Origin of the sequence: Elioraea tepidiphila DSM 17972, from assembly GCF_000378465.1 — a bacterium.
Lineage (GTDB): Bacteria > Pseudomonadota > Alphaproteobacteria > Acetobacterales > Acetobacteraceae > Elioraea > Elioraea tepidiphila.
In genome coordinates this window covers 25,386-43,752 of the sequence record NZ_KB899916.1, presented here as the reverse complement: position 1 = coordinate 43,752, position 18,367 = coordinate 25,386, and the positions used below count along the sequence as shown (strand labels likewise).

Sequence of the window (18,367 nt, the reverse complement as noted above, 5' to 3'; positions counted from 1 at the left end):
GGCACGACCACGGCTCCCATTGTCATGATTGCGGCAAGATGCCGAACGGCCAGTATCGCGGCTGTTGGTCCCATGCGAGCGGAACGCTGTGCAGGAGTCTCGGCAACGTCATTCCCTCCGCCTGCCTCCTCTCGACGATCGCCTCGACGATGTCCGGTGCGAGCAGGGTGAGTTGGAGCAGCCGTCCGAGGTAGCCGCGATCCAGCTTCTCCGCCGCGGCCATCTCGCTGATCGAGGCGTAGCGCCCATCGTCGAGCATGCGCTGGTAGCGGAAGGCGCGGGCGAGCGCCTTCAGCAGCGCGGGATCGGCGCGGGTGGTGGCCTCCGCGGGCAGTCCGTCCACTACGGGCGTGACGACGGTCTTGCGCCCGGGCCGGCGGCGGATCCTGAGCGGCACGCGGACGGTGATGTGCGTGGGTCCGGTCACGCCGCTACCCTCTCGGCACCGACCAGCCCGAGATCGCGCACCAGGCTCGCGAGGCCCTCGACCCGGAGGCGGATCTCCGCACCGTCGAGCCCGACCGTGACGCGTTCGACCAGGGAGCGGACGATCCGCTGCTGCTCGGCGGGGAACAACTCGTCCCACAACGGCTCGAGCCGCCCGAGCGCCTCGCGCACGTCAGCTTCTGTCAGGTCCGGATCCTCCACCTTCGCCGCCATCCACGTGCCCACCACCACCTCCGGCTGGCGCAGCAGGGCGCGCAGCTGCGTCATCACCGCTGCCTCGATCTGCGCCGCCGAGACGCGCCGGACGATCCCGTCGTCGGCCTCGCCCTTCAGCGCGCGCTGCGCCACGTAGTAGCGGTATAGGCGGCCGTTCTTGCGGCTGTGCGTGGGCGAGAGCGCGCGGCCGTCGGCGCCGAAGATCAGCCCCTTCAGCAGCGCTGGCGACTGCGACCGGTTCGCCTGCGCCCGCGCGCGCGGACTGACCTGCAGGAGCGCGTGCACGCGGTCCCAGAGCGCGCGCGAGACGATCGCCGCGTGCTCGCCGGGGTAGATGCTGCCGCGGTGCGCGACCTCGCCGACGTAGGTCCGGAGATGCAGGATCTTGTAGACGTCGCCCTTGTCGATCAGGCGCCCGCTCCTGGTCGCGATGCCCTCGGCCCGGCACCGGCGCATGGTCTCGATGCCCGAGCCGGTCTCGGCGAAGAGCTCGAACACGCGCCGCACGCGCGCGGCTTCGGCCTCATTCACCAGCAGCTTGCGGTCGCGCACGTCGTAGCCGAGCGGCACCTTGCCGCCCATCCACATGCCCCGTGCCTTCGAGGCGGCGACCTTGTCGCGGATGCGCTCGCCGATCACCTCGCGCTCGAACTGGGCGAAGGAGAGCAGGATGTTCAGGGTCAGCCGGCCCATCGAGGTGGTGGTGTTGAACGACTGGGTGACGGAGACGAACGTCACCTCGTGGGCGTCGAACACCTCGACCAGCTTGGCGAAGTCCATCAGGGAGCGGGACAGGCGGTCGATCTTGTAGACCACGACGACGTCGATCAGGCCGCGCTCGATATCGGCGAGCAGGCGCTTCAGCGCCGGGCGGTCCAGGCTCCCTCCCGAGAAGCCACCGTCGTCGTAGCGATCGTGCACCAGGGTCCAGCCTTCGGCGCGCTGGCTGGCGACGTAGGCCTCGCAGGCCTCGCGCTGGGCGTCGAGGGTGTTGAACTCGCGGTCGAGACCCTCCTCGGTGCTCTTGCGCGTGTACACCGCGCAGCGCTTGCGCGTGACCGAGGCCGGTAGGTCGGGGAGCGCGCGGCGGCTCATGATTCACCCCGGCCGCGAAGCCCAAAGAACGACCAGCCATTCCAGCGCGTGCCGGTGATATGGCGTGCGATTGCGGACAGAGAACGATACGGCCGGCCCTCGTACTCGAAGTCGTCCGGCCGCACGGTCACCACGTGCTCGACCCCCTGCCATTCGCGCACGAGCCGCGTGCCGGGCAGCGGCCGGCTGTCGGCGCGGATCCGCCGCAGCACGACGTTGCCGCCGTCGAGCTGCTCGCCGAGCGCCTCGAGGCGGGCCCGCGTCTCCGGCTTCAGCCCGCCATAGGCGAGTTCCTGGATGCGGTAGGCGAGCCGGCTTTGCAGGTAGGCGCGGTTGAACGACGGCGGCTCCTTGCCGAACAGCTCGCGCCACTGCTGCCTCAGCTCCGCGATCGGCCCGGTCTGCAGCGCGGCGAGCCGCGGCAGCACCTGCGCGGGCGGAATGGCTGGGAACGTCGGGGCCTCCGCTTCGGCCACCGGCGTCTTCGATCGTCGTGTCATGCGTCCTCCGTCTCTCCGGGGTTCGCATGACGGCGCTGGTGGGGAGTCAGGGGTAGCGAACTCTCTCCGCAGTCCCGAGGCTCAGCGCCGATCGCGGCGATGCTGCGGCTGCGCAGCCGCACGATCCCGCGCGCCAGGATCTGACAGACCTCGCGCAGGTGGGGCGGGAGGTGGACGTTGATCTCGGCGCTCGCCGTCGGCCTCGGCATGGCGCCACGATGATCATCCTACGCCCATCACGGAAGCACATCGCGGCGGGCCAGCGTACCCGCGCGCAAACAAAGGTGCCGATGCGCGTTACTGCGGTAACGATCTGACCGGCGCCTAAGCGGCTCCGTCAGCCGCGCCTTGGGCTACATCCGTCGCGCGACCCAGATCACCCTGCCGATCACATTCACCTCCTCGGCGCTACGCTCGTAGGATTGGTAGGCTGGGTTGACTGAACTCAGACGCAGCGTGGGCGGGTCGACATCGGGCACGTGCTCGACCCGCTTGGCGACCACGCCAAGCCCGTCCCAGATCACAAAGATCCCCGGCGGCGCAGGCACGCGCTGGCTGAGGTCGACCAGGATGCGGTCGCCGGAGGCGAGCAGTGGCTCCATCGAGTCGCCCTGGATGGTGATGACGCGCAGATCGCCGGGCCGCACGCGCAGCTCGTGCCGCAGCATCGGCTCGGGGAACAGCCAGGCACCCGCGATCGACTCCGGGCCGTCATGGAGAGCGCCGGCGCCCGCGGACGCCCGTACATCGATCTCCGGGACCGAGGTGAAGCCTTCGGGCACTTCGATGCGCTTCTCCCAGAGCCGCCCCGTGCGCGCCGACTTCGCCGCGCCTGGCGGGCCGCGCCTGTCCGGCGAGGCGAGCGGCCGTTTCAGCATCCGCGTCACGGGATGACGCAGGTCGTCTGGACTCACGCCGAGCACTGCGCCGAGACTCTCGCGCACATCCTCGGGCAGGACCTTGGGCGTGCCGCGATAGAGAAACTGCTGGAGATAGGCCGGGTTCCGGCCGATCGCGAGGGAAGCATTCTTGAGGTCGGTCTTCTTGAGCTGGATGAGCTTGAGGAGGCGCAGGCGGATGGGGTCGAGGGTCATGGTGTTGGTAACTCCTTGATCTGGCGATGTAGGAAATAGCCTACCTTTTCCCTTTGACCAATATCCTATCGGCGGCTTTCATCCCGCCGCCATGCAGCGCTACACCCCCGACTTCCTCAGCCGCGTCGAAACCGCGATCCGCTTCCATCGTCTGAAGCCGAGCGAGTTCGGCCGCGCCGCGGTCGGCGATCCCGGCTTCGTGCGCGAACTGCGGCGCGGTCGCTCGCCATCGCTTGCGACCGCTGATCGCGTGCTCGCCTACATCGAGTCGCTCGGTGCAGTACCGCGCGCCGCATCGGAGCGCGCGCGATGAGCGAGCGTCCTGCGCACCTGAGCCAGGTGCAGCTCGCGCGTCGCTGGCAGCTCAGCCCGCGCACACTGGAGCGGTGGCGGTCCACTGGTCGAGGTCCGGTGTTCCTCAAGCTGGGTGGTCGGATCGTCTACCGGTTCGATGACGTCGAGGCGTTCGAACGCGCGCAGCTGCGCACGCCGCTGCCGGCAGTGGTGCAGCGATGACCGAAGCGGTCGCGCCTGCCGTGCTGCACGGGCGTCCGATGGACGAGGCACAGCTGATCGCCTGGGTCGTGCGGTCGGCGCCGGGCCAGCGCCTCACGTATTGGGACGGCTATCTCGCGCGTGACACCTGGTCGCTGGGTTCAGGGCTCGGCGAGCGCGACCGCCGTCGGCTGGCGCGGCTTGGTCGACTGGTGCTCAGCCTCGCCGAGGAGGGCTTTCTGCACCTCGTGCAGCAGCGCCTCACTGCCTACCGCTATCGCTACATCGCCATCGCGCGATCCCCCGAACGCGATCGCGCGGGTCGCCGTCCGGAGCCGGTCGCGCATCCGCTCCCTCATGACCCGACCCTCAACAGGAGCATTGCATGATCGTGCGTCCCAATCGCCCGACGCTGGAGAGCGTTCGGCACACCCCCATCGGCGATCTGCTCGCGCTTCCCGCGGAGCATCTCGCGCTTCTGCAGCAGGATGCGCGCGAGGCGGTCGAGGCAGCGAAGCGGACGCAGGACTGGATCGAGGGCGTGATCGCGCGCCGCTACGCGGACCGCGCCGCCGAGGCACGCCGCGCTGCCGGCAAGGACACCGGCACGATCCGGCTCTCGGACGGCGAGGTCGAGATCGTCGCGGACCTTCCCAAGAAGGTTGAGTGGGATCAGGCGCAGCTCGCCGCCCTGGTCGAGCGCATCCGCGCGAGCGGCGAGGATCCGGCGGAGTACGTCGAGCTCAGCTACCGTGTCTCGGAACGTGCCTATGCCGCTTGGCCCGAGCGCATCCGCACCGCCTTCGAGCCCGCGCGCACGATCCGCACCGGCAAGCCGAGCTTCAAGCTCAGCATCCTTTCCGAGATCGAGCGGCGGGATAGCCCGCACGTCGTCACCGCGCAGGGAGTAGGCTGATGGCGCTGCGCATCGTCACGGCCGACGAGCGGCTTTCCGAGGCGACCAACAAGACCACCATCGCGCTGTTCGGCCCGAGCGGCGTGGGCAAGACGACGTTGCTCAGGACGCTGCCGCACGAGACCACGCTGTGCGTCGATCTCGAGGCCGGCATGAAATCCGTGCAGGACTGGCCGGGCGACAGCATCCCGGTCCGCTGCTTCGAGGATGCGATCGACCTCGCCTGCCTGATCGGCGGGGTGAACCCGGCGGCCGATCCGAATGGGTTCTTCTCGGCCGCGCACCACCAGCACCTGGTCGCCGCGCATCCCGAGCTCGTCCGGCTGATTGCCGGCAAGACCACGATCTTCCTCGACAGCATCACCGACCTCACGCGCCAGGCTATGGCGTGGGCGAAGACCCGGCCGGAGGCGTTCTCGGAGAAGACCGGCCGGCCGGACACGCGCGGCGCCTACGGCCTGATGGCGCGCGAGGTGATCGGCCTGCTCAAGCACCTGCAACACGCGCCGGGCAAGACCGTGATCATGGTCGGCATCCTCGAACGCGTCGCCGACGAGTTCGGCCGGGTGACCTGGCAGCCGCAGATGGAGGGCGGCAAGGCCGGCCGTGAGCTGCCGGGGATCGTCGACCAGGTGATCACCATGGCGCTGTTCTCGACCGATCCCGACGGCGCGCTGCGCCACGACCCCGAGCACGGCACGACACGCCGGCTGGTCTGCACCGCGGCCAACCGCTTCGGCCTGCCGGCGAAGGACCGCTCCGGCCGCCTGGCCGAGACCGAGCCGCCCGATCTCGCCGCCCTGCTTCGCAAGATCAACGCCACACGGAGGTGATCATGACGTTCGACCTGAACGATGCCGAGCTGCCGCGCAGTTCCGACCTGATCCCCGACGGCAGCTTCGCCAAGGTGACGATGGCGCTGCGCCCGGGGGGTGCCGATGGCGAGGGCGAGCTCGACCGCGGCCTGTTGAAGCTCTCGAACACACCGGGCAGCGACGTGCGCGCGCTCGACACCGAGTTCACGGTGGTCTCCGGCCCGCATGCGCGGCGCAAGTTCTGGCAGCAGTTCACGGTGCAGGGTGGCAAGGTCGACGAGCACGGGGTCTCGATCGGCTGGAAGATCTCGAAGGGGATGTTCCGGGCGATGGTGGACAGCGCGCTCGGGCTCGATCCCCAGGATATGAGCGAGGCGGCGAAGGCGAAGCGCAAGCTCAGGGGTCTGCGCGATCTGCACGGCATCACGTTTGCGGCGAAGATCCGGGTCGAGCCGAGCACCAACCCGGACTACGGCGATACCAACCGGCTGGATCGCGTCGTACTGCCGGGCGAGCCCGAGTACGCGCGCATCATGGCGGGCGAGACCGTGCCGCCGCAGCCGTCGCACCGGCCCGCGCGGAAGGCCGCCGCGCCGCAGGCGCCGGCGCCGTCTTGGGGAACGCCGCAGGCGCGACCTGCGGCCACACCACCCGCATGGGCGCCGCCCGCGTCGTCTGCTCCGGCGCCCGCGGCACCGCCGCCTGCGGCGCCGAAGCCGACCACCGGCCCCGCGTGGCTGAACGGCTGATGCGGCGATGGCGCGTGCAAGGCGGGCGCGATCGGGGCCCCACCGCGTTGCGGTGGGCGACCGGCGCCCCGCACGCCCGCTCTCGCATGCGGAATGGTCGGCGCGCCGCATTTGCACACTGTGCGGCCGCGAGGCGCGCGGCTTCGGCTACATCCATCGGCTCCAGGTTGGCGATGCGCCAGTCTACCGGTTCTGCTCCATGGCGTGCTGCGAGGCTGGCGGCACGCTCGCCGAGCGGGGTGGCGGCGTGATCGACAAGACCGCCATGGAGGCGCAGGCGATCAAGGACGCGCGCCGTCCGTTCGCCGAAGCGCTGCAGGAGCTCGGCCTGCTCGCCCCGTTCGCCGAGCGTTCGGCCGCCGAGATCGACCGGATCATCGAGGCCTGCGTCGATGGGTTCCAGGCCTCGATGCAGCGCCAGGCCGAGAAGCGCGACCCGCTCGATCATGAGATCCCGTTTTAGGGACGCAATGCTGCTCGACCTCAATCGCGGCTCCGGCCACGTCTACGGTGCAGTGCTGCGCGACAGCGGTGGCGACGTCACCGCCCGCATCAACGCGCATCTCGACGCCGCCCTGGTCGAGCGCAACCGCCGCCAGCGCCCGCGTGACTACCTCGGCGGCAGCCGCATCGGCGAGCCGTGCACGCGGCGGCTCGCCTACGAGCTCGCGCACACGCCGAAGGACGAGGGCCAGGAGTTCGACGGTCCGATCCTGCGCGTCTTCGACGCTGGCCATCAGTTCGAGGCACTGACCATCCGCTGGCTGCGCAGTGCCGGCTTCGACCTGCGCGACCGCGGCCCGGACGGCGAGCCGTTCGGCTTCTCGGCTGCTGGTGGCCGACTGCGCGGCCACGCGGACGGCGTGATCGTCGGCGGTCCCGAGATCGGCATCCGCTGGCCGGCCCTGTTCGAGCACAAGGCGCTCGGCGCACGCTCCTGGAACGACCTGGTGAAGCACGGGCTGCGCGCCGCCAAGCCGGTCTACTTCGCCCAGGTGCAGCTCTACATGGCCTATCTCGACCTCGACGTCGCGCTGGTCACGGCGCTCAACCGCGACACGCTCGCGCTGCACCACGAGGTCGTGCCGTTCGAGCCGCAGGAGGCGCAGCGCCTCTCCGATCGTGCCGTCGACATCCTGATCGCAGTCGATGCCGGCGAGTTGCCGCCCCGCATCGCCGCCCACCGCGACTTCCACCTCTGCCGCCTCTGCCCCTACGCGCAACGATGCTGGGAACACGACGCATGAGCTTCACCCAGTCACCGCAACAGGCCAATGCGATCCGCGCGATCGTCGAGTGGTACCGCCACCGCCGCGATCAGCAGCAGGTGTTTCGCCTGTTCGGCTATGCCGGCTGCGGCAAGAGCACGATCGTGCGGTTCGTGATCGACCAGCTCGGCCTCGAGGCGATGCCACGGGACGGCGGCGCGCCGGGTGTGCTGTTCGCCGCCTATACCGGCAAGGCCGCGCTGGTGATGACGCGCAAGGGCACGCCGGCCTCAACCATTCACTCGCTCATCTACACCGTCTCCGAGGCGACGCCGGAGGAGATCGCTCGGGTCGAGGCAGAGCTCGCCGCGCTGAAGGCTGGGCTCTGGCGCATGGGCGAGGCGGAGCGGCAGTTCGCCGAGATCCAGGTCCGCCGGCTCGAGCTGCGCCTCGCACACATCCACGAGCCGCGCTTCCTGCTCAACGACCGCTCGATCCTGCGCGACGCCGCACTGCTGGTGCTCGACGAGGTCTCGATGGTCGGCGCCGAGATGGCGCGCGACCTGCTGGCCTTCGGCAAGCCGATCCTGGTGCTGGGCGATCCCGGCCAGCTGCCGCCGATCGAGGGCGACGGTGCGTTCACCCGCGATCGGCCGGACGTGATGCTCACCGAGATCCACCGCCAGGCCGGCGAGAGCGCGATCGTTCGTCTCGCCACCAAGGCACGCCAGGGCGAGCCCATCGGTCACGGCGAGCACGATGCGTTCGTCTGGAAGATGCCGCGCCAGGCAGTGGATCCGCAGCAGATGCTGCGCGGCGGCCAGGTGATCTGCGCGCGCAATGCGACACGGCGCTGGCTCAACAACCGCATGAAGGCCGCAGCAGGATTCGCGGATGCGTACCCTGGCGGGCGTGGCGAGAAGGTGATCTGCCTGAAGAACCGCCACGACCTCGGCCTGATCAACGGCATGTTCGTCTCGCTCAGCGACATCCAGGACGAGGACGAGCTCACCTTCAGGGCCACTGCCACGACCGAGGACGGCGTCGCCATCGGCGGTCGGCATCGCTTCTACAAGGGCCACTACGACGATCACGTCACCTACGACGCCGACCGGCTGCGCCGGGATTGGCGCGAGATGCGCGGTCTGATCGAAACCTCCTGGGGTTACGCCATCACATGTCACAAGGCTCAGGGAAGCCAGTGGCAGAACGTGATCGTCTTCGACGAGGGCTTCGGCCGCTCGGCCGAGGAGCAGGCGCGCTGGCTCTACACCGCGATCACGCGCGCCGAGCAGGGGCTGGTCATCCTTGATTGACCTGAACGACGTCCCTCCGTGCCCGGTCCGCTACGACCTCGACGAGATCGTCCGGCGGCTGCGCGCCACCGCGCACGTCTGGGTGGCGGAGCTGTTCCCGCGCGGACGGCGGCAGGGCGATGAATGGCGCCTCGCCAACATCCAGGGCGCGCCGCCGCGCCGCGCCGGCTCCTGCGTCATCATGCTGCGCGGCGAACACGCCGGCGACTGGCACGACTTCGACGGCGGCGATGGCGGTGGTCCGCTGTCCACACTGGCGCACGGCACCGGCTTGGCCGATCGCGCGCTGTTCGCCCATGCGGCTGGGATGACCGGCTGGACCGGCGAAGCGCCGGCACGCCAGGAGCCAGCTCAGCCGCCGCGTGCCGAGCGCGATCCGCAGCGCGAGATCGAGCACATCCTCTCCGGCGCCGTGCCGATCGCGGGCACCGCCGCCGAGGCGTATCTCCGCGGTCGTGGGCTCGCACCGCCGCCCGAGGCCGATCTGCTGTTCCATCCGGACCTGACGCATTGGGAGACGCGCCGCGGCTTCGAGGCCATGCTCGGCGTGGTGCGCGATCGCGCGGGCAGCATCGTCGCTCTGCACCGGACCTATCTCGCGGTCGATGGCGCCGATCCCGCGCGCGCCAGCAAGGCGGGCTTATCGAAGCCGCGCATGCTGCTGGGCAAGCCCACCGGCGGCGCGGTGCGGCTCGCTCCGCTCGGCCCATCCGGCGTGCTCGGCATCTGCGAAGGGATCGAGACCGGGCTCGCCGTGATGGCGGCGTGCAGCGGTCTGCCGGTCTGGGCCGCACTCTCCACCACCGGGATTGAGCAGGTCCAGCTACCGCCCGAGGCGCGGCGCGTCATCATCCTCGCCGACCACGACGTCTCCGGCGCTGGCCTACGCGCCGCCGAAGCCGCGGCCGCGAAGCTGCGCCTGGAAGGGCGCGAGGTCGCGATCGCCCTGCCGCCCGATCAGGGCGACGACTTCAACGACATGCTCCGCCGTCATGGTCCGGAGGCGATCGCGGACCTCGTGGATGCCGCGATGCGCAGCGGCAACGGTGCGCCGAGACAACCGCCGCAGCCAGCAGCGAGCGGCCGGCACGTGCCCATGGGCTTCGTCGAGCCGAGCGGGCAGCTTCCCACGATGCGCGCGGATGACGGAGACCTCAAGCGCGCGACGCGGATGGCCTGGGATCTGCTCTACACCTCCAACGCATCGCCCTGGCTCTTCCTCGTCGGCGGTCATCCGACCTGGGTCGTCCCGGACGACGATGGCCGGCCGGTACCGGTCGCCATCCGTGATGAGCGTCTGCGGTACATGTTGGCGCGCATCGCGCGGTGGTGCCGCATCAATCCGAAGGGCGAGGCGATCCCGATGCCGCCGCCCGCCGACGTGGTGAAGAACCTGCTTGCCACGCCCAACCCGGCGCTGCCGGTGCTGAGCGGCATCGTCACCGCACCGGCGTTCGGCCGCAGCGGCGCGCTGCTCACCACCGCCGGCTACCATCCCGATGCACGCCTGCTCTACCACCCGATACCCGGCTTCGTATTGGGATCGGTCGCCGAGCGCCCGACAGCCGAAGCGATTGCCGCCGCACGCTCCCTGCTGCTCGACGACCTGCTCGGCGATTTCCCGTTCGTCGCCGCGGCAGAGCGAGCGCATGCCCTGGCGCTGCTGCTGCTCGGCTTCGTCCGCGCGATGATCGACGGGCCCACGCCGCTGCACCTGATCGAGAAGCCCACGCCGGGAACCGGCGCGACGCTGATGGTGGATGCCATTGCCACGGTGCTGACCGGCGCAGGTGCACCGGTGATGACCGAAGGGCGCGACGAGGACGAATGGCGCAAGCGGCTGACCGCCAAGCTGCGTCAGCTGCCGCCACTGCTGCTGATCGACAATCTGCGCCAGGAGCTCGACAGCTCGGCCCTCGCGGCGGCGCTGACGGCACCGATCTGGGAGGATCGCGTGCTCGGCGGCTCGAACATGGCGCGCCTGCCGATCCGCTGCGTCTGGGTGGCGACCGGCAACAACCCGAGCTTCTCGAACGAGATCGCGCGCAGGCTGGTGCGGATCCGGCTCGATGCGCGGGTCGAGCAGCCCTGGCGGCGTGACGGGTTCCGCCATCCGAGCCTGATCGCCTGGGTGCAGGCCAACCGCGGCGCACTGGTCGCAGCGTGCCTCACGCTCTGCCAGGCCTGGATCGCCGCCGGCCGTCCCCGTGGCGCGCGCTCGATCGGCTCCTTCGAGGCCTGGTCGCAGGTGATCGGCGGCATTCTCGAGGTCGCCGGTGTCGACGGCTTCCTCGCCAACCTCGACGAGGTGATGCAGGCCTCCGACAAGGAGGGCAGCGCGTGGAGCGGCTTCGTTCAGACGTGGTGGGATCGCTTCGGCAGCGCGGACGTCAGCGTGAGCGACCTTGTCGGCTTCGCGCAGGCCGCCGAACCCGCCCTGCCGATCAGCGCGAAGGCGGACCACGGCATGAGGGTCGCGCTTGGGATGGCGCTGCGGAAGCTGCGTGATCGCGCCTTCCGTGTCGGTGAGCGCCTTGTTCACCTGCGCAGCGCGGGCATGGTGCACAACTCACAGCGCTGGCGTCTCGAGCCGTCTGCTGATCCGCGCGAGGGGGGACTTGATGCCTCCCGGGGGGACTTCTCCGCGAAGTCCCCCATCGCGGAAGCCCAGGGAAATCCTTGCGTTGGGGGGACTTGGGGGACCTGGGGGACTTTTTCTGACCCTTATGCGTGTGCGCGCGCGTGCGCGCGTGAAGAAGACACGGAAAAAGACCCCCAAGACCCCCAAGTCCCCCAAACCTCAGGAAATGCCTTGGTTTGCGGCGGGGGGACTTCTGGGGGACTTCGTTCAGGACCCCCCAAAGACCCCCAGCAGCCCCACTGGCTCGACGGGGTGCCGTGATGCTGCGCCCACCGAGCACCGGGCCACCAGACGATCCGCCTCACCCCTCAGCCGGGCAGCGACGGCGAGCTCCGCCAAGAACCGCGCCGTCGCCGCCCTCACCACCACGATCCCCTCTCGGAGACCATCATGGCTCTCACGACTCTGACTCCGCCCGCGCCCGACGCAAGCGGCAGTGCTGCGATCCCGCTGCCGCTGGCACTCGCACACCGCGCCGTGCTCGCGCTCGATCTCGGCACAACTACCGGCTGGGCGCTGCGCTCCCGCGACGGCGGCATCACCTCCGGCACCATGACCTTCAAGCCGAGCCGGTTCGAAGGCGGCGGCATGCGCTATCTGCGCTTCCAGCACTGGCTCGGGGAGGTGACCCGACTCGTCCGCGGTCTGGAGCGTGTCGTGTTCGAGGAGGTCCGCGCGCACGTGAGCACGGACAGCTCACACGTCTACGGCGGCTTCCTCGCCACGCTCACTGCCTGGTGCGAGCAGCGCGGCGTGCCTTACGAGGGCGTGCCGGTCGGCACGATCAAGCGCTTCGCCACCGGCCGCGGCAACGCGGACAAGGCGGCGATGATCGCGGCGATCCGCGCCCGCGGCTTCGCTCCTGCCGACGACAACGAGGCGGACGCCATCGCGCTGCTGCTCTGGGCCATCCAGAGCCAGGGAGGGCACGCATAATGCTGCCCGGTGCGCCGATGCCGCCGCGCTCGTGCCTGCATCGTGCGGCGAGCCCGACCACACCCACCGAGCTCGACGCGCTGCGCCGGCGTGCCTGGCGCGAGCAGGGCGTGGTCTCGCTCGCGATCGACGACATCACCGACCCGTGGCTGCGCCAGGCGCTGATCAACGAAGCGACGAAACGCTGGGGCGCGCGGGGAGGTCGTCATGGCGCGTAGGCAGAAGCAGGCCGCACGCCCGCCGCGCCTCGACGAGCCGACGCCGTGGCGGCTGCAGCACGGCGCGGTCAGCGAGCCGCAGCGCATCGCCGATCCCGAGACCGGCACGCCCGTCGCCGTGCGGCGCGCGATCGACACGCTCGGCCAGATGCTCGCCAACGCGACCATCACGCCGGAGATGCACGAGGCGGGCTGCATCTTCCGCACGCAGTTCCGGCTCGCCTCGCTCGATCCGCTGCGGGCGCGGTCGCTGATCCGCCTGCCGGGCAGCACGGGCGAGAGCGTCGCCGAGCACCAGGCAGCCGCCCGTCAGCGCGTCGCCTGTGCCCTCGCGGCTCTCGGTGGCGCCGGCAGCCCCGCCGGCTCCTGTATCTGGCACGTGGTCGGCTGCGAGAGCTCGGTGCGCGAGTGGGCGATGCGCCAGGGCTGGGGCGGCCGGCCCGTGCCGACCTCGCAGGCGCAGGGGATGCTGGTCGCCGCACTCGCCGTGCTCGCCGCACATTACGGCCTGATGCGCCGGATCGAGCGCAGATTGGCTGGCTGACAACGTCAGCCGGCTCGGCTATGCCTCGCGCCCCCGTAACGGAGAATCGAGCGTATGTCGAAGCAGTTCCTCACCGACGTGATCGTCGACACGACCGAGATGCCGAAGGCCACGGCCGGGCACCTCGCCGATGCCATCATCACCGCGATCACCGACGAGATCATCACGAGCGGCCGGTTCACCATTCCCGGCTTCGGCGCGTTCGTGGTGCGCGAGACGCCGAAGGGCACGCGGCGCAATCCGCGCACGGGCGAGAAGGTGCAGGTGAAGGCGGGCGCGACGGTGCGGTTCAAGGCGAGCCCTGCGCTGAAGGCGGCGGCACTCGCTGGCGCGAAGAAGGCGAAGCGCAAGGCGGCGAAGGGCTGACACGAGTCCGGGCACGGGCGTCGTCAGCGTGGCGACGCCCGATCATCCTTCGCGAGCGAAGAGAAACGTGCTCGTGCGAAAGAATGTCGTGTTGTCGAGTGAAACTCACATCTCGTACTCTGTCGCTACTCGGTGAAGTCGCGCCTGCGGGCGCACGGATCGGGTGCGGGACTCTGATGAGCGTAGTCCCGCGTGTTGGAGCGGCAACGACCGATCGGCGGAAAGCCGCAGAAACATTGGACGCTTCGGAGCGCGGAACGAACGGCGAGAGACGATAGCGGAACGGACGGCTCGATAAGCCGCAGAAAACATGGTTCCTTCTGGCACCGTTCCTTATGCCGGGGGCGGGCGCGCCGGACGGGCCTAGCGCCAGTCTGAAAATATGGTTCGCAGTTCGCACTCTTTCCGCGTGATCTCAATCGGTTAGCTGCGAACCATGGGCCGCATGGTTCGCACCTGCGGCCGCCATGGTTCGCACGTGGTTCGCACTCCTTCACAGCCTGGATGGTGCCGATGCAGCTCCCCTGGATGGCAGCGAAGATCGTGCTGCGCCCGGTGGCGGAACTGCGCGCGCATCCCGGCAATGCGCGGGTGCACAGCGCGGCGCAGATCGAGCAGATCAAGGCCAGCATGCTGGCCTTCGGCTTCACCAACCCGCTGCTGGTGGACGAGCACGGCACGCTGATCGCGGGGCATGGCCGCCTCGAAGCGGCGCTCGCGCTCGGCATCGCGCGGGTGCCGGTGATCGTGCTCAAGCATCTCTCGGCGGCGCAGAAGGAGGCGCTGCGGCTCGCGGACAATCGCATCGCCGAGAACGCGACCTGGGACCAGGCGTTGCTGCGCGAGGCGCTGGCCGCAGTGCAGGCGGCGCCGGACCTCGACCTCGCTGCGCTCGGCTTCTCGGCCGCGGAGCTCGACGACATCCTCGCGGCGGCTGGCGAGGCCGTGACCGACGGCGACGCGCCCGGGGCCCTGTCGGCGCCCGCGGTCCGGGAGGGTGACGACGGCGCAGCGGGGACCGAGGAGGACGACCCGGCGGACGCCGAGCCGGAGGCGCCACGTCAATCCGTGACGCGGTCGGGCGATCTCTGGCTGCTCGGCGAGCATCGGCTGCTGTGCGGCGACAGCACGGACGCGGCGAGCGTGGCGCGCGTGATAGCCGACGACCGGGCAGCGCTGCTGTTCACCTCGCCGCCCTATGGCAGCCAGCGCGAGTACACCATCGGTGGGGTCTCCGATTGGGACGCCCTGATGCAGGGCGTGTTCCGCCACCTGCCAACCGCCATGGCGGATGACGCCCAGGTGCTGGTGAACCTCGGCCTGATCCATCGCGATGGCGAGTGGGTGCCGTACTGGCGTGGCTGGCTCGAGTGGATGCGCGCCCAGGGCTGGCGCCGCTTCGCGCTCTACGCCTGGGACCAGGGGCCGGGCCTGCCGGGCGACTGGAACGGCCGGCTCGCACCGGCCTTCGAGCTGGTGTTCCACCTCAACCGCACGGCGCGGCAGGCGAACAAGATCGTGCCCTGCAAGTGGGCCGGCACGCCGAACAAGGGCAGCGGCCTGCGCGATGCCGATGGCACGGTGAAGCCCTACACGCATGCCGGCCTGCCGGTGCAGGAGATGCGCATCCCCGACAGCGTGCTGCGGATCACCCGGCACAAGGCGCGCGGGATCGAGACCGAGCATCCGGCGGTGTTTCCGGTGGCGCTGCCGGAGTTCCTGATGCGCGCCTACACGGACGAGGGAGAGGTGGTGTTCGAGCCGTTCTCCGGCTCGGGCACGACGCTCCTCGCGGGGCAGCGCACCGGGCGCCGCGTGCGGGCGGTCGAGCTCGCGCCCGAGTACGTCGATCTCGCGCTCGCCCGCTGGCGCATGCTGCATCCCGATCTGCCGGTCACGCTCGCGGGCGACGGGCGCGAGTACGGCGCGGTGGCCGCAGAGCGCGCCGGGGCTCTGGCCGATGCAGCCTAGCCTCCAGGTCGAGAGCATCCCGCTCGACCGGGTGCTGCCCTACGCGGAGAACGCCCGCACGCACTCGGCGGCGCAGGTGGCGCAGATCGCCGCCTCGATCGCCGAGTTCGGCTTCGTCAACCCGGTGCTGGTCGATGCCGGCGGCGTGCTGATCGCCGGCCATGGCCGGGTGATGGCGGCGCGCCGGCTTGGCCTCACCACCGTGCCCGCGCTGCGGCTCGGGCATCTCTCGCCGGCGCAGGCGCGGGCACTCCGTCTCGCCGACAACCAGATCGCGCTCAACTCCGGCTGGGACGAGGCCCTGCTCGCCGCCGAGATCGCGCGCATCCGCGACGAGGCGGCGGTCGATCTCGACGTGCTCGGCTTCTCCGGCATGGAGCTCGACCGGCTGCTCGCCGCGGCGGAGGATGGGTTCGACGGGGACGCCGACGAGGCCCCGCCGCCTCCCGCGGTGCCGGTCACCCGGGCGGGCGACCTCTGGCGCTGCGGCGAGCACCGGCTGCTCTGCGGAGACGCCACGGTGCTCGCCGATGTGCAGCGTGCGCTCGGCGATCGTTCGCTTGCCGACATGGCCTGGACAGACCCTCCCTACAATGTGGCCTACGAGGGCGGCACGGCCGCCAGGATGACCATCGCCAACGACGCACTCGGTGCCAGCTTCCTCGACTTCCTCCGCCCGGCGCTGGCCAACATGCTGCAGCTGACCAAGGGCGCCTGCTACGTGTGCATGTCCTCGTCGGAGTGGCCGACCCTGCACCGCGCCTGGCAGGAGGCGGGCGGCAAGTGGTCGAGCACGATCATCTGGGCGAAGAACACCTTCGCGCTCGGGCGCGCCGACTACCACCAGCAGTTCGAGGCGATGCTCTACGGCTGGCGGCGCGGGGCGCAGCACTACTGGTGCGGCGCGCGCGACCAGGGCAACGTCTGGCACTACGACAAGCCGGTGCGCAACGACCTGCATCCGACCATGAAGCCGGTGGCGCTGGTGGAGCGGGCGATCCGCAACAGCAGCAAGCCGCGCGACACGGTGCTGGATCCGTTCGGCGGCTCGGGCACGACCATGATCGCGGCCGAGCGCACCGGTCGTCGAGCGGTGCTGCTCGAGATCGATCCGGCCTATGCCGACGTGATCGTGCGGCGCTGGCAGGAGGCGACGGGCGAGGCCGCGGTGCTGGCGGGCGAGGACCGGGTCTTCGCCGACGTCGCGGCCGCGCGCGGCGCCGATCATGATGTGATCGAGACCCTGCGAACATAGCAATGGCATGAGCGCGTGGCGCGCTTGGCTCGGGCGCGGCCCAGCGCGAATGGTCGCGCACCAACCGGAGGGTGCCATGACCAACACCGACACGAGCCCGCAGACCACGACCAGCACGCCCACGACGCCGCGCACCGCGGACGGCAAGGTCGATTTCGTGGCCCTCGGGCGGCTCTGCGCGACGCTCGAGATTCCGACCCAGATCAAGGCGCGCGGGCGGATCTGCCGGATCGCCGGCATCGAGGGCGACACCGTGATCTACCACGTCCACCCCGCGCGCCAGATCACGCGGCGGGCGCAGCATCGTCCGGTGACGGTGCACCTCAGCCTGGCCGAGGCGCAGGCGCAGCGCTGCCCGATGGCGGTGCGCCTCAGGCTGGCCGAGGCGCAGGCGCAGCGCTGAGCGGAGGGGGGCGATGATCACGATCCACCACCAGACGCTCCGCGCGGGGCTCACGCGCGAGGTGATCGCGCGGGCGCGCGATGCCGGCGACCGGGCGGTGATGGACGCCGGCTACCGGTGCCTGGCGGCGTGGCGGCTCGGGCGGCAGGCACCGCCGGAGGACTGGCGCCTGGTCCGCGAGTTCGCCGCCGCCTGACGCGCGCCTCCTCGACCACCGCCCCGCGCGGGTTCCGCCCGCCGGGGCTCGGGGCCGTAGGGGGCGGCATGGGGCCGCTCCCCGAACCAGGAGCCCCGAACGATGACCCTCTCCGATACTCAGTTGCTGGTGCTGAGCGCCGCCGCGTCCCGCCAGGACAAGCTGGTGCCCCGGGTGCCCATCGCGGCAAGCCGCGATGGGGTCCCGGCGAAGCACAAGCGGCTGCCCGGCGCGTCGCTGCAGAAGGTGTGTGCCGCGCTGGTGAAGCGCGGCCTGCTCGCCGAATTGACCGGCGTCTCCCCGGACCCCGAGGTGCTGCAGGTGAAGACGGAGCTCGGGCTGACCGAGTACGCGATCACCCGGTCCGGGCTCGCCGCGATCGGCGTCGATGATGACTCGCCCTACGGCGAGGATGTGCCGAAGGACGTGCGCGCGGGCGTCGATCCCTTCCTGATCGACGGCCCGGACAACAACCCGCCCGACGAGGCCGACACGCCGCCCACGGGCGCGGACGTGGGGGAGGAGGCGACCACCCCCGCGCCGGACACGGCGGCGCGCCCTGCGGCCACGACGGCGCCACCGCGGGGCGGCCTCCGCGCCGCCGCCCAGGCGGTGCTGGACGCGTGGAACGACGAGGGGAACCGCGAGACGGATATCGTCGCCGCCCTGGAAGGGCCGATGGAGGCGCTGCGTGTCGCCCTCGCCGGCGCCGCGCGCACCCGTCGCGAGCCCGGCGCACCGCGCGCGCCGCGCGCGGGCACGAAGCAGGAGGCGGTGCTCGCCCTGCTGCGCCGTGCGGAGGGCGCGACGATCGCGCAGATCATCGACGCCACCGGCTGGCAGTCGCATACCGTGCGCGGCTTCCTCGCCGGACTGAAGCGCAAGGGCATCACCGTCGAGGTGCTCGACCGGGTGCGCCAGGTCGGCCCCAACAAGGAGGGTGCCAAGGGGTCGTACTCGGTGTACCGGGTGGCCGGTTGAGGTCG

23 protein-coding genes are annotated in these 18,367 nt (G+C 70.7%); 19 read left to right on the top strand and 4 right to left on the bottom strand.

What is annotated here, in order from left to right; translation table 11 throughout:
- Nucleotides 1–22: 22 nt before the first annotated feature.
- From F563_RS0107045 to F563_RS0107025, 4 genes are all read right to left on the bottom strand, one after another.
- Complete coding sequence (locus tag F563_RS0107045; protein WP_019013953.1) at nucleotides 23–427, bottom strand: hypothetical protein; 405 nt, start codon at nucleotides 425–427, stop codon at nucleotides 23–25.
- Nucleotides 424–1,758: a recombinase family protein gene (locus F563_RS0107040; RefSeq protein ID WP_019013952.1), complete on the bottom strand. Its 1,335-nt coding sequence runs from the start codon at nucleotides 1,756–1,758 to the stop codon at nucleotides 424–426. Before F563_RS0107040 ends, F563_RS0107045 begins: the two co-directional genes overlap by 4 nt.
- Nucleotides 1,755–2,258 (bottom strand): DUF2924 domain-containing protein, encoded by a 504-nt coding sequence (locus F563_RS0107035; RefSeq protein ID WP_019013951.1) that lies wholly within the window; start codon nucleotides 2,256–2,258, stop codon nucleotides 1,755–1,757. Before F563_RS0107035 ends, F563_RS0107040 begins: the two co-directional genes overlap by 4 nt.
- A gap of 353 nt (nucleotides 2,259–2,611) precedes the next feature.
- On the bottom strand, nucleotides 2,612–3,352 hold the full coding sequence (locus F563_RS0107025) for a S24 family peptidase (RefSeq protein WP_019013949.1): 741 nt from the start codon (nucleotides 3,350–3,352) through the stop codon (nucleotides 2,612–2,614).
- A 91-nt stretch (nucleotides 3,353–3,443) separates the two neighbouring features.
- Between F563_RS0107025 and F563_RS0107020 the strand changes: the two genes are divergently transcribed.
- The 19 genes from F563_RS0107020 (at nucleotide 3,444) to F563_RS25320 (ending at nucleotide 18,362) form a co-directional block, all read left to right on the top strand.
- On the top strand, nucleotides 3,444–3,665 hold the full coding sequence (locus tag F563_RS0107020) for a hypothetical protein (RefSeq protein WP_019013948.1): 222 nt from the start codon (nucleotides 3,444–3,446) through the stop codon (nucleotides 3,663–3,665).
- Nucleotides 3,662–3,868, top strand: a complete 207-nt coding sequence (locus F563_RS24360; protein ID WP_026299391.1) for a helix-turn-helix transcriptional regulator — start codon at nucleotides 3,662–3,664, stop codon at nucleotides 3,866–3,868. Before F563_RS0107020 ends, F563_RS24360 begins: the two co-directional genes overlap by 4 nt.
- The gene (locus tag F563_RS21870; RefSeq protein ID WP_019013946.1) at nucleotides 3,865–4,236 is read left to right on the top strand and encodes a hypothetical protein; all 372 of its coding nucleotides are present in this window, start codon (nucleotides 3,865–3,867) and stop codon (nucleotides 4,234–4,236) included. Before F563_RS24360 ends, F563_RS21870 begins: the two co-directional genes overlap by 4 nt.
- Nucleotides 4,233–4,763, top strand: coding sequence for a hypothetical protein (locus F563_RS0107005; protein WP_019013945.1), 531 nt, complete (start codon nucleotides 4,233–4,235; stop codon nucleotides 4,761–4,763). The genes F563_RS21870 and F563_RS0107005 overlap by 4 nt, the downstream gene beginning before the upstream one ends.
- Nucleotides 4,763–5,596 carry an ATP-binding protein gene (locus F563_RS0107000; protein WP_019013944.1) on the top strand — a complete coding sequence of 278 codons (834 nt, stop codon included), beginning with the start codon at nucleotides 4,763–4,765 and terminating at the stop codon, nucleotides 5,594–5,596. Before F563_RS0107005 ends, F563_RS0107000 begins: the two co-directional genes overlap by 1 nt.
- 2 nt (nucleotides 5,597–5,598) lie before the next feature.
- Nucleotides 5,599–6,327, top strand: a complete 729-nt coding sequence (locus F563_RS0106995) for a hypothetical protein (protein ID WP_019013943.1) — start codon at nucleotides 5,599–5,601, stop codon at nucleotides 6,325–6,327.
- Between the two features lie 52 nt (nucleotides 6,328–6,379).
- Complete coding sequence (locus tag F563_RS25540; RefSeq protein ID WP_019013942.1) at nucleotides 6,380–6,790, top strand: DUF6511 domain-containing protein; 411 nt, start codon at nucleotides 6,380–6,382, stop codon at nucleotides 6,788–6,790.
- Nucleotides 6,791–6,797: 7 nt separating this feature from the next.
- Nucleotides 6,798–7,574, top strand: a complete 777-nt coding sequence (locus F563_RS25095; RefSeq protein ID WP_019013941.1) for a hypothetical protein — start codon at nucleotides 6,798–6,800, stop codon at nucleotides 7,572–7,574.
- Complete coding sequence (locus tag F563_RS0106980) at nucleotides 7,571–8,851, top strand: ATP-dependent DNA helicase (protein ID WP_019013940.1); 1,281 nt, start codon at nucleotides 7,571–7,573, stop codon at nucleotides 8,849–8,851. Before F563_RS25095 ends, F563_RS0106980 begins: the two co-directional genes overlap by 4 nt.
- 181 nt (nucleotides 8,852–9,032) lie before the next feature.
- Entirely contained in the window at nucleotides 9,033–11,753 is a 2,721-nt protein-coding gene (locus F563_RS0106975; protein WP_245557107.1) for a DUF7146 domain-containing protein, read from the top strand.
- A 129-nt stretch (nucleotides 11,754–11,882) separates the two neighbouring features.
- Nucleotides 11,883–12,428 carry a crossover junction endodeoxyribonuclease RuvC gene (locus F563_RS0106970; RefSeq protein ID WP_019013938.1) on the top strand — a complete coding sequence of 182 codons (546 nt, stop codon included), beginning with the start codon at nucleotides 11,883–11,885 and terminating at the stop codon, nucleotides 12,426–12,428.
- Complete coding sequence (locus F563_RS0106965; protein WP_019013937.1) at nucleotides 12,428–12,646, top strand: hypothetical protein; 219 nt, start codon at nucleotides 12,428–12,430, stop codon at nucleotides 12,644–12,646. Before F563_RS0106970 ends, F563_RS0106965 begins: the two co-directional genes overlap by 1 nt.
- A complete protein-coding gene (locus F563_RS0106960; protein WP_019013936.1) occupies nucleotides 12,636–13,190 on the top strand; it encodes a DUF6456 domain-containing protein in 555 nt (184 codons plus the stop codon). Before F563_RS0106965 ends, F563_RS0106960 begins: the two co-directional genes overlap by 11 nt.
- A gap of 54 nt (nucleotides 13,191–13,244) precedes the next feature.
- Nucleotides 13,245–13,556, top strand: a complete 312-nt coding sequence (locus F563_RS0106955) for an HU family DNA-binding protein (protein WP_019013935.1) — start codon at nucleotides 13,245–13,247, stop codon at nucleotides 13,554–13,556.
- Between the two features lie 528 nt (nucleotides 13,557–14,084).
- Nucleotides 14,085–15,527, top strand: coding sequence for a site-specific DNA-methyltransferase (locus tag F563_RS0106950; protein ID WP_051089347.1), 1,443 nt, complete (start codon nucleotides 14,085–14,087; stop codon nucleotides 15,525–15,527).
- Nucleotides 15,517–16,782: a site-specific DNA-methyltransferase gene (locus F563_RS0106945; RefSeq protein ID WP_019013933.1), complete on the top strand. Its 1,266-nt coding sequence runs from the start codon at nucleotides 15,517–15,519 to the stop codon at nucleotides 16,780–16,782. The genes F563_RS0106950 and F563_RS0106945 overlap by 11 nt, the downstream gene beginning before the upstream one ends.
- 76 nt (nucleotides 16,783–16,858) lie before the next feature.
- Nucleotides 16,859–17,185: a hypothetical protein gene (locus F563_RS0106940; RefSeq protein ID WP_019013932.1), complete on the top strand. Its 327-nt coding sequence runs from the start codon at nucleotides 16,859–16,861 to the stop codon at nucleotides 17,183–17,185.
- A gap of 13 nt (nucleotides 17,186–17,198) precedes the next feature.
- Nucleotides 17,199–17,381: a hypothetical protein gene (locus F563_RS0106935; RefSeq protein WP_019013931.1), complete on the top strand. Its 183-nt coding sequence runs from the start codon at nucleotides 17,199–17,201 to the stop codon at nucleotides 17,379–17,381.
- 102 nt (nucleotides 17,382–17,483) lie between these two features.
- Nucleotides 17,484–18,362 carry a DUF3489 domain-containing protein gene (locus F563_RS25320; protein ID WP_019013930.1) on the top strand — a complete coding sequence of 293 codons (879 nt, stop codon included), beginning with the start codon at nucleotides 17,484–17,486 and terminating at the stop codon, nucleotides 18,360–18,362.
- The last annotated feature ends 5 nt before the right edge of the window (nucleotides 18,363–18,367 follow it).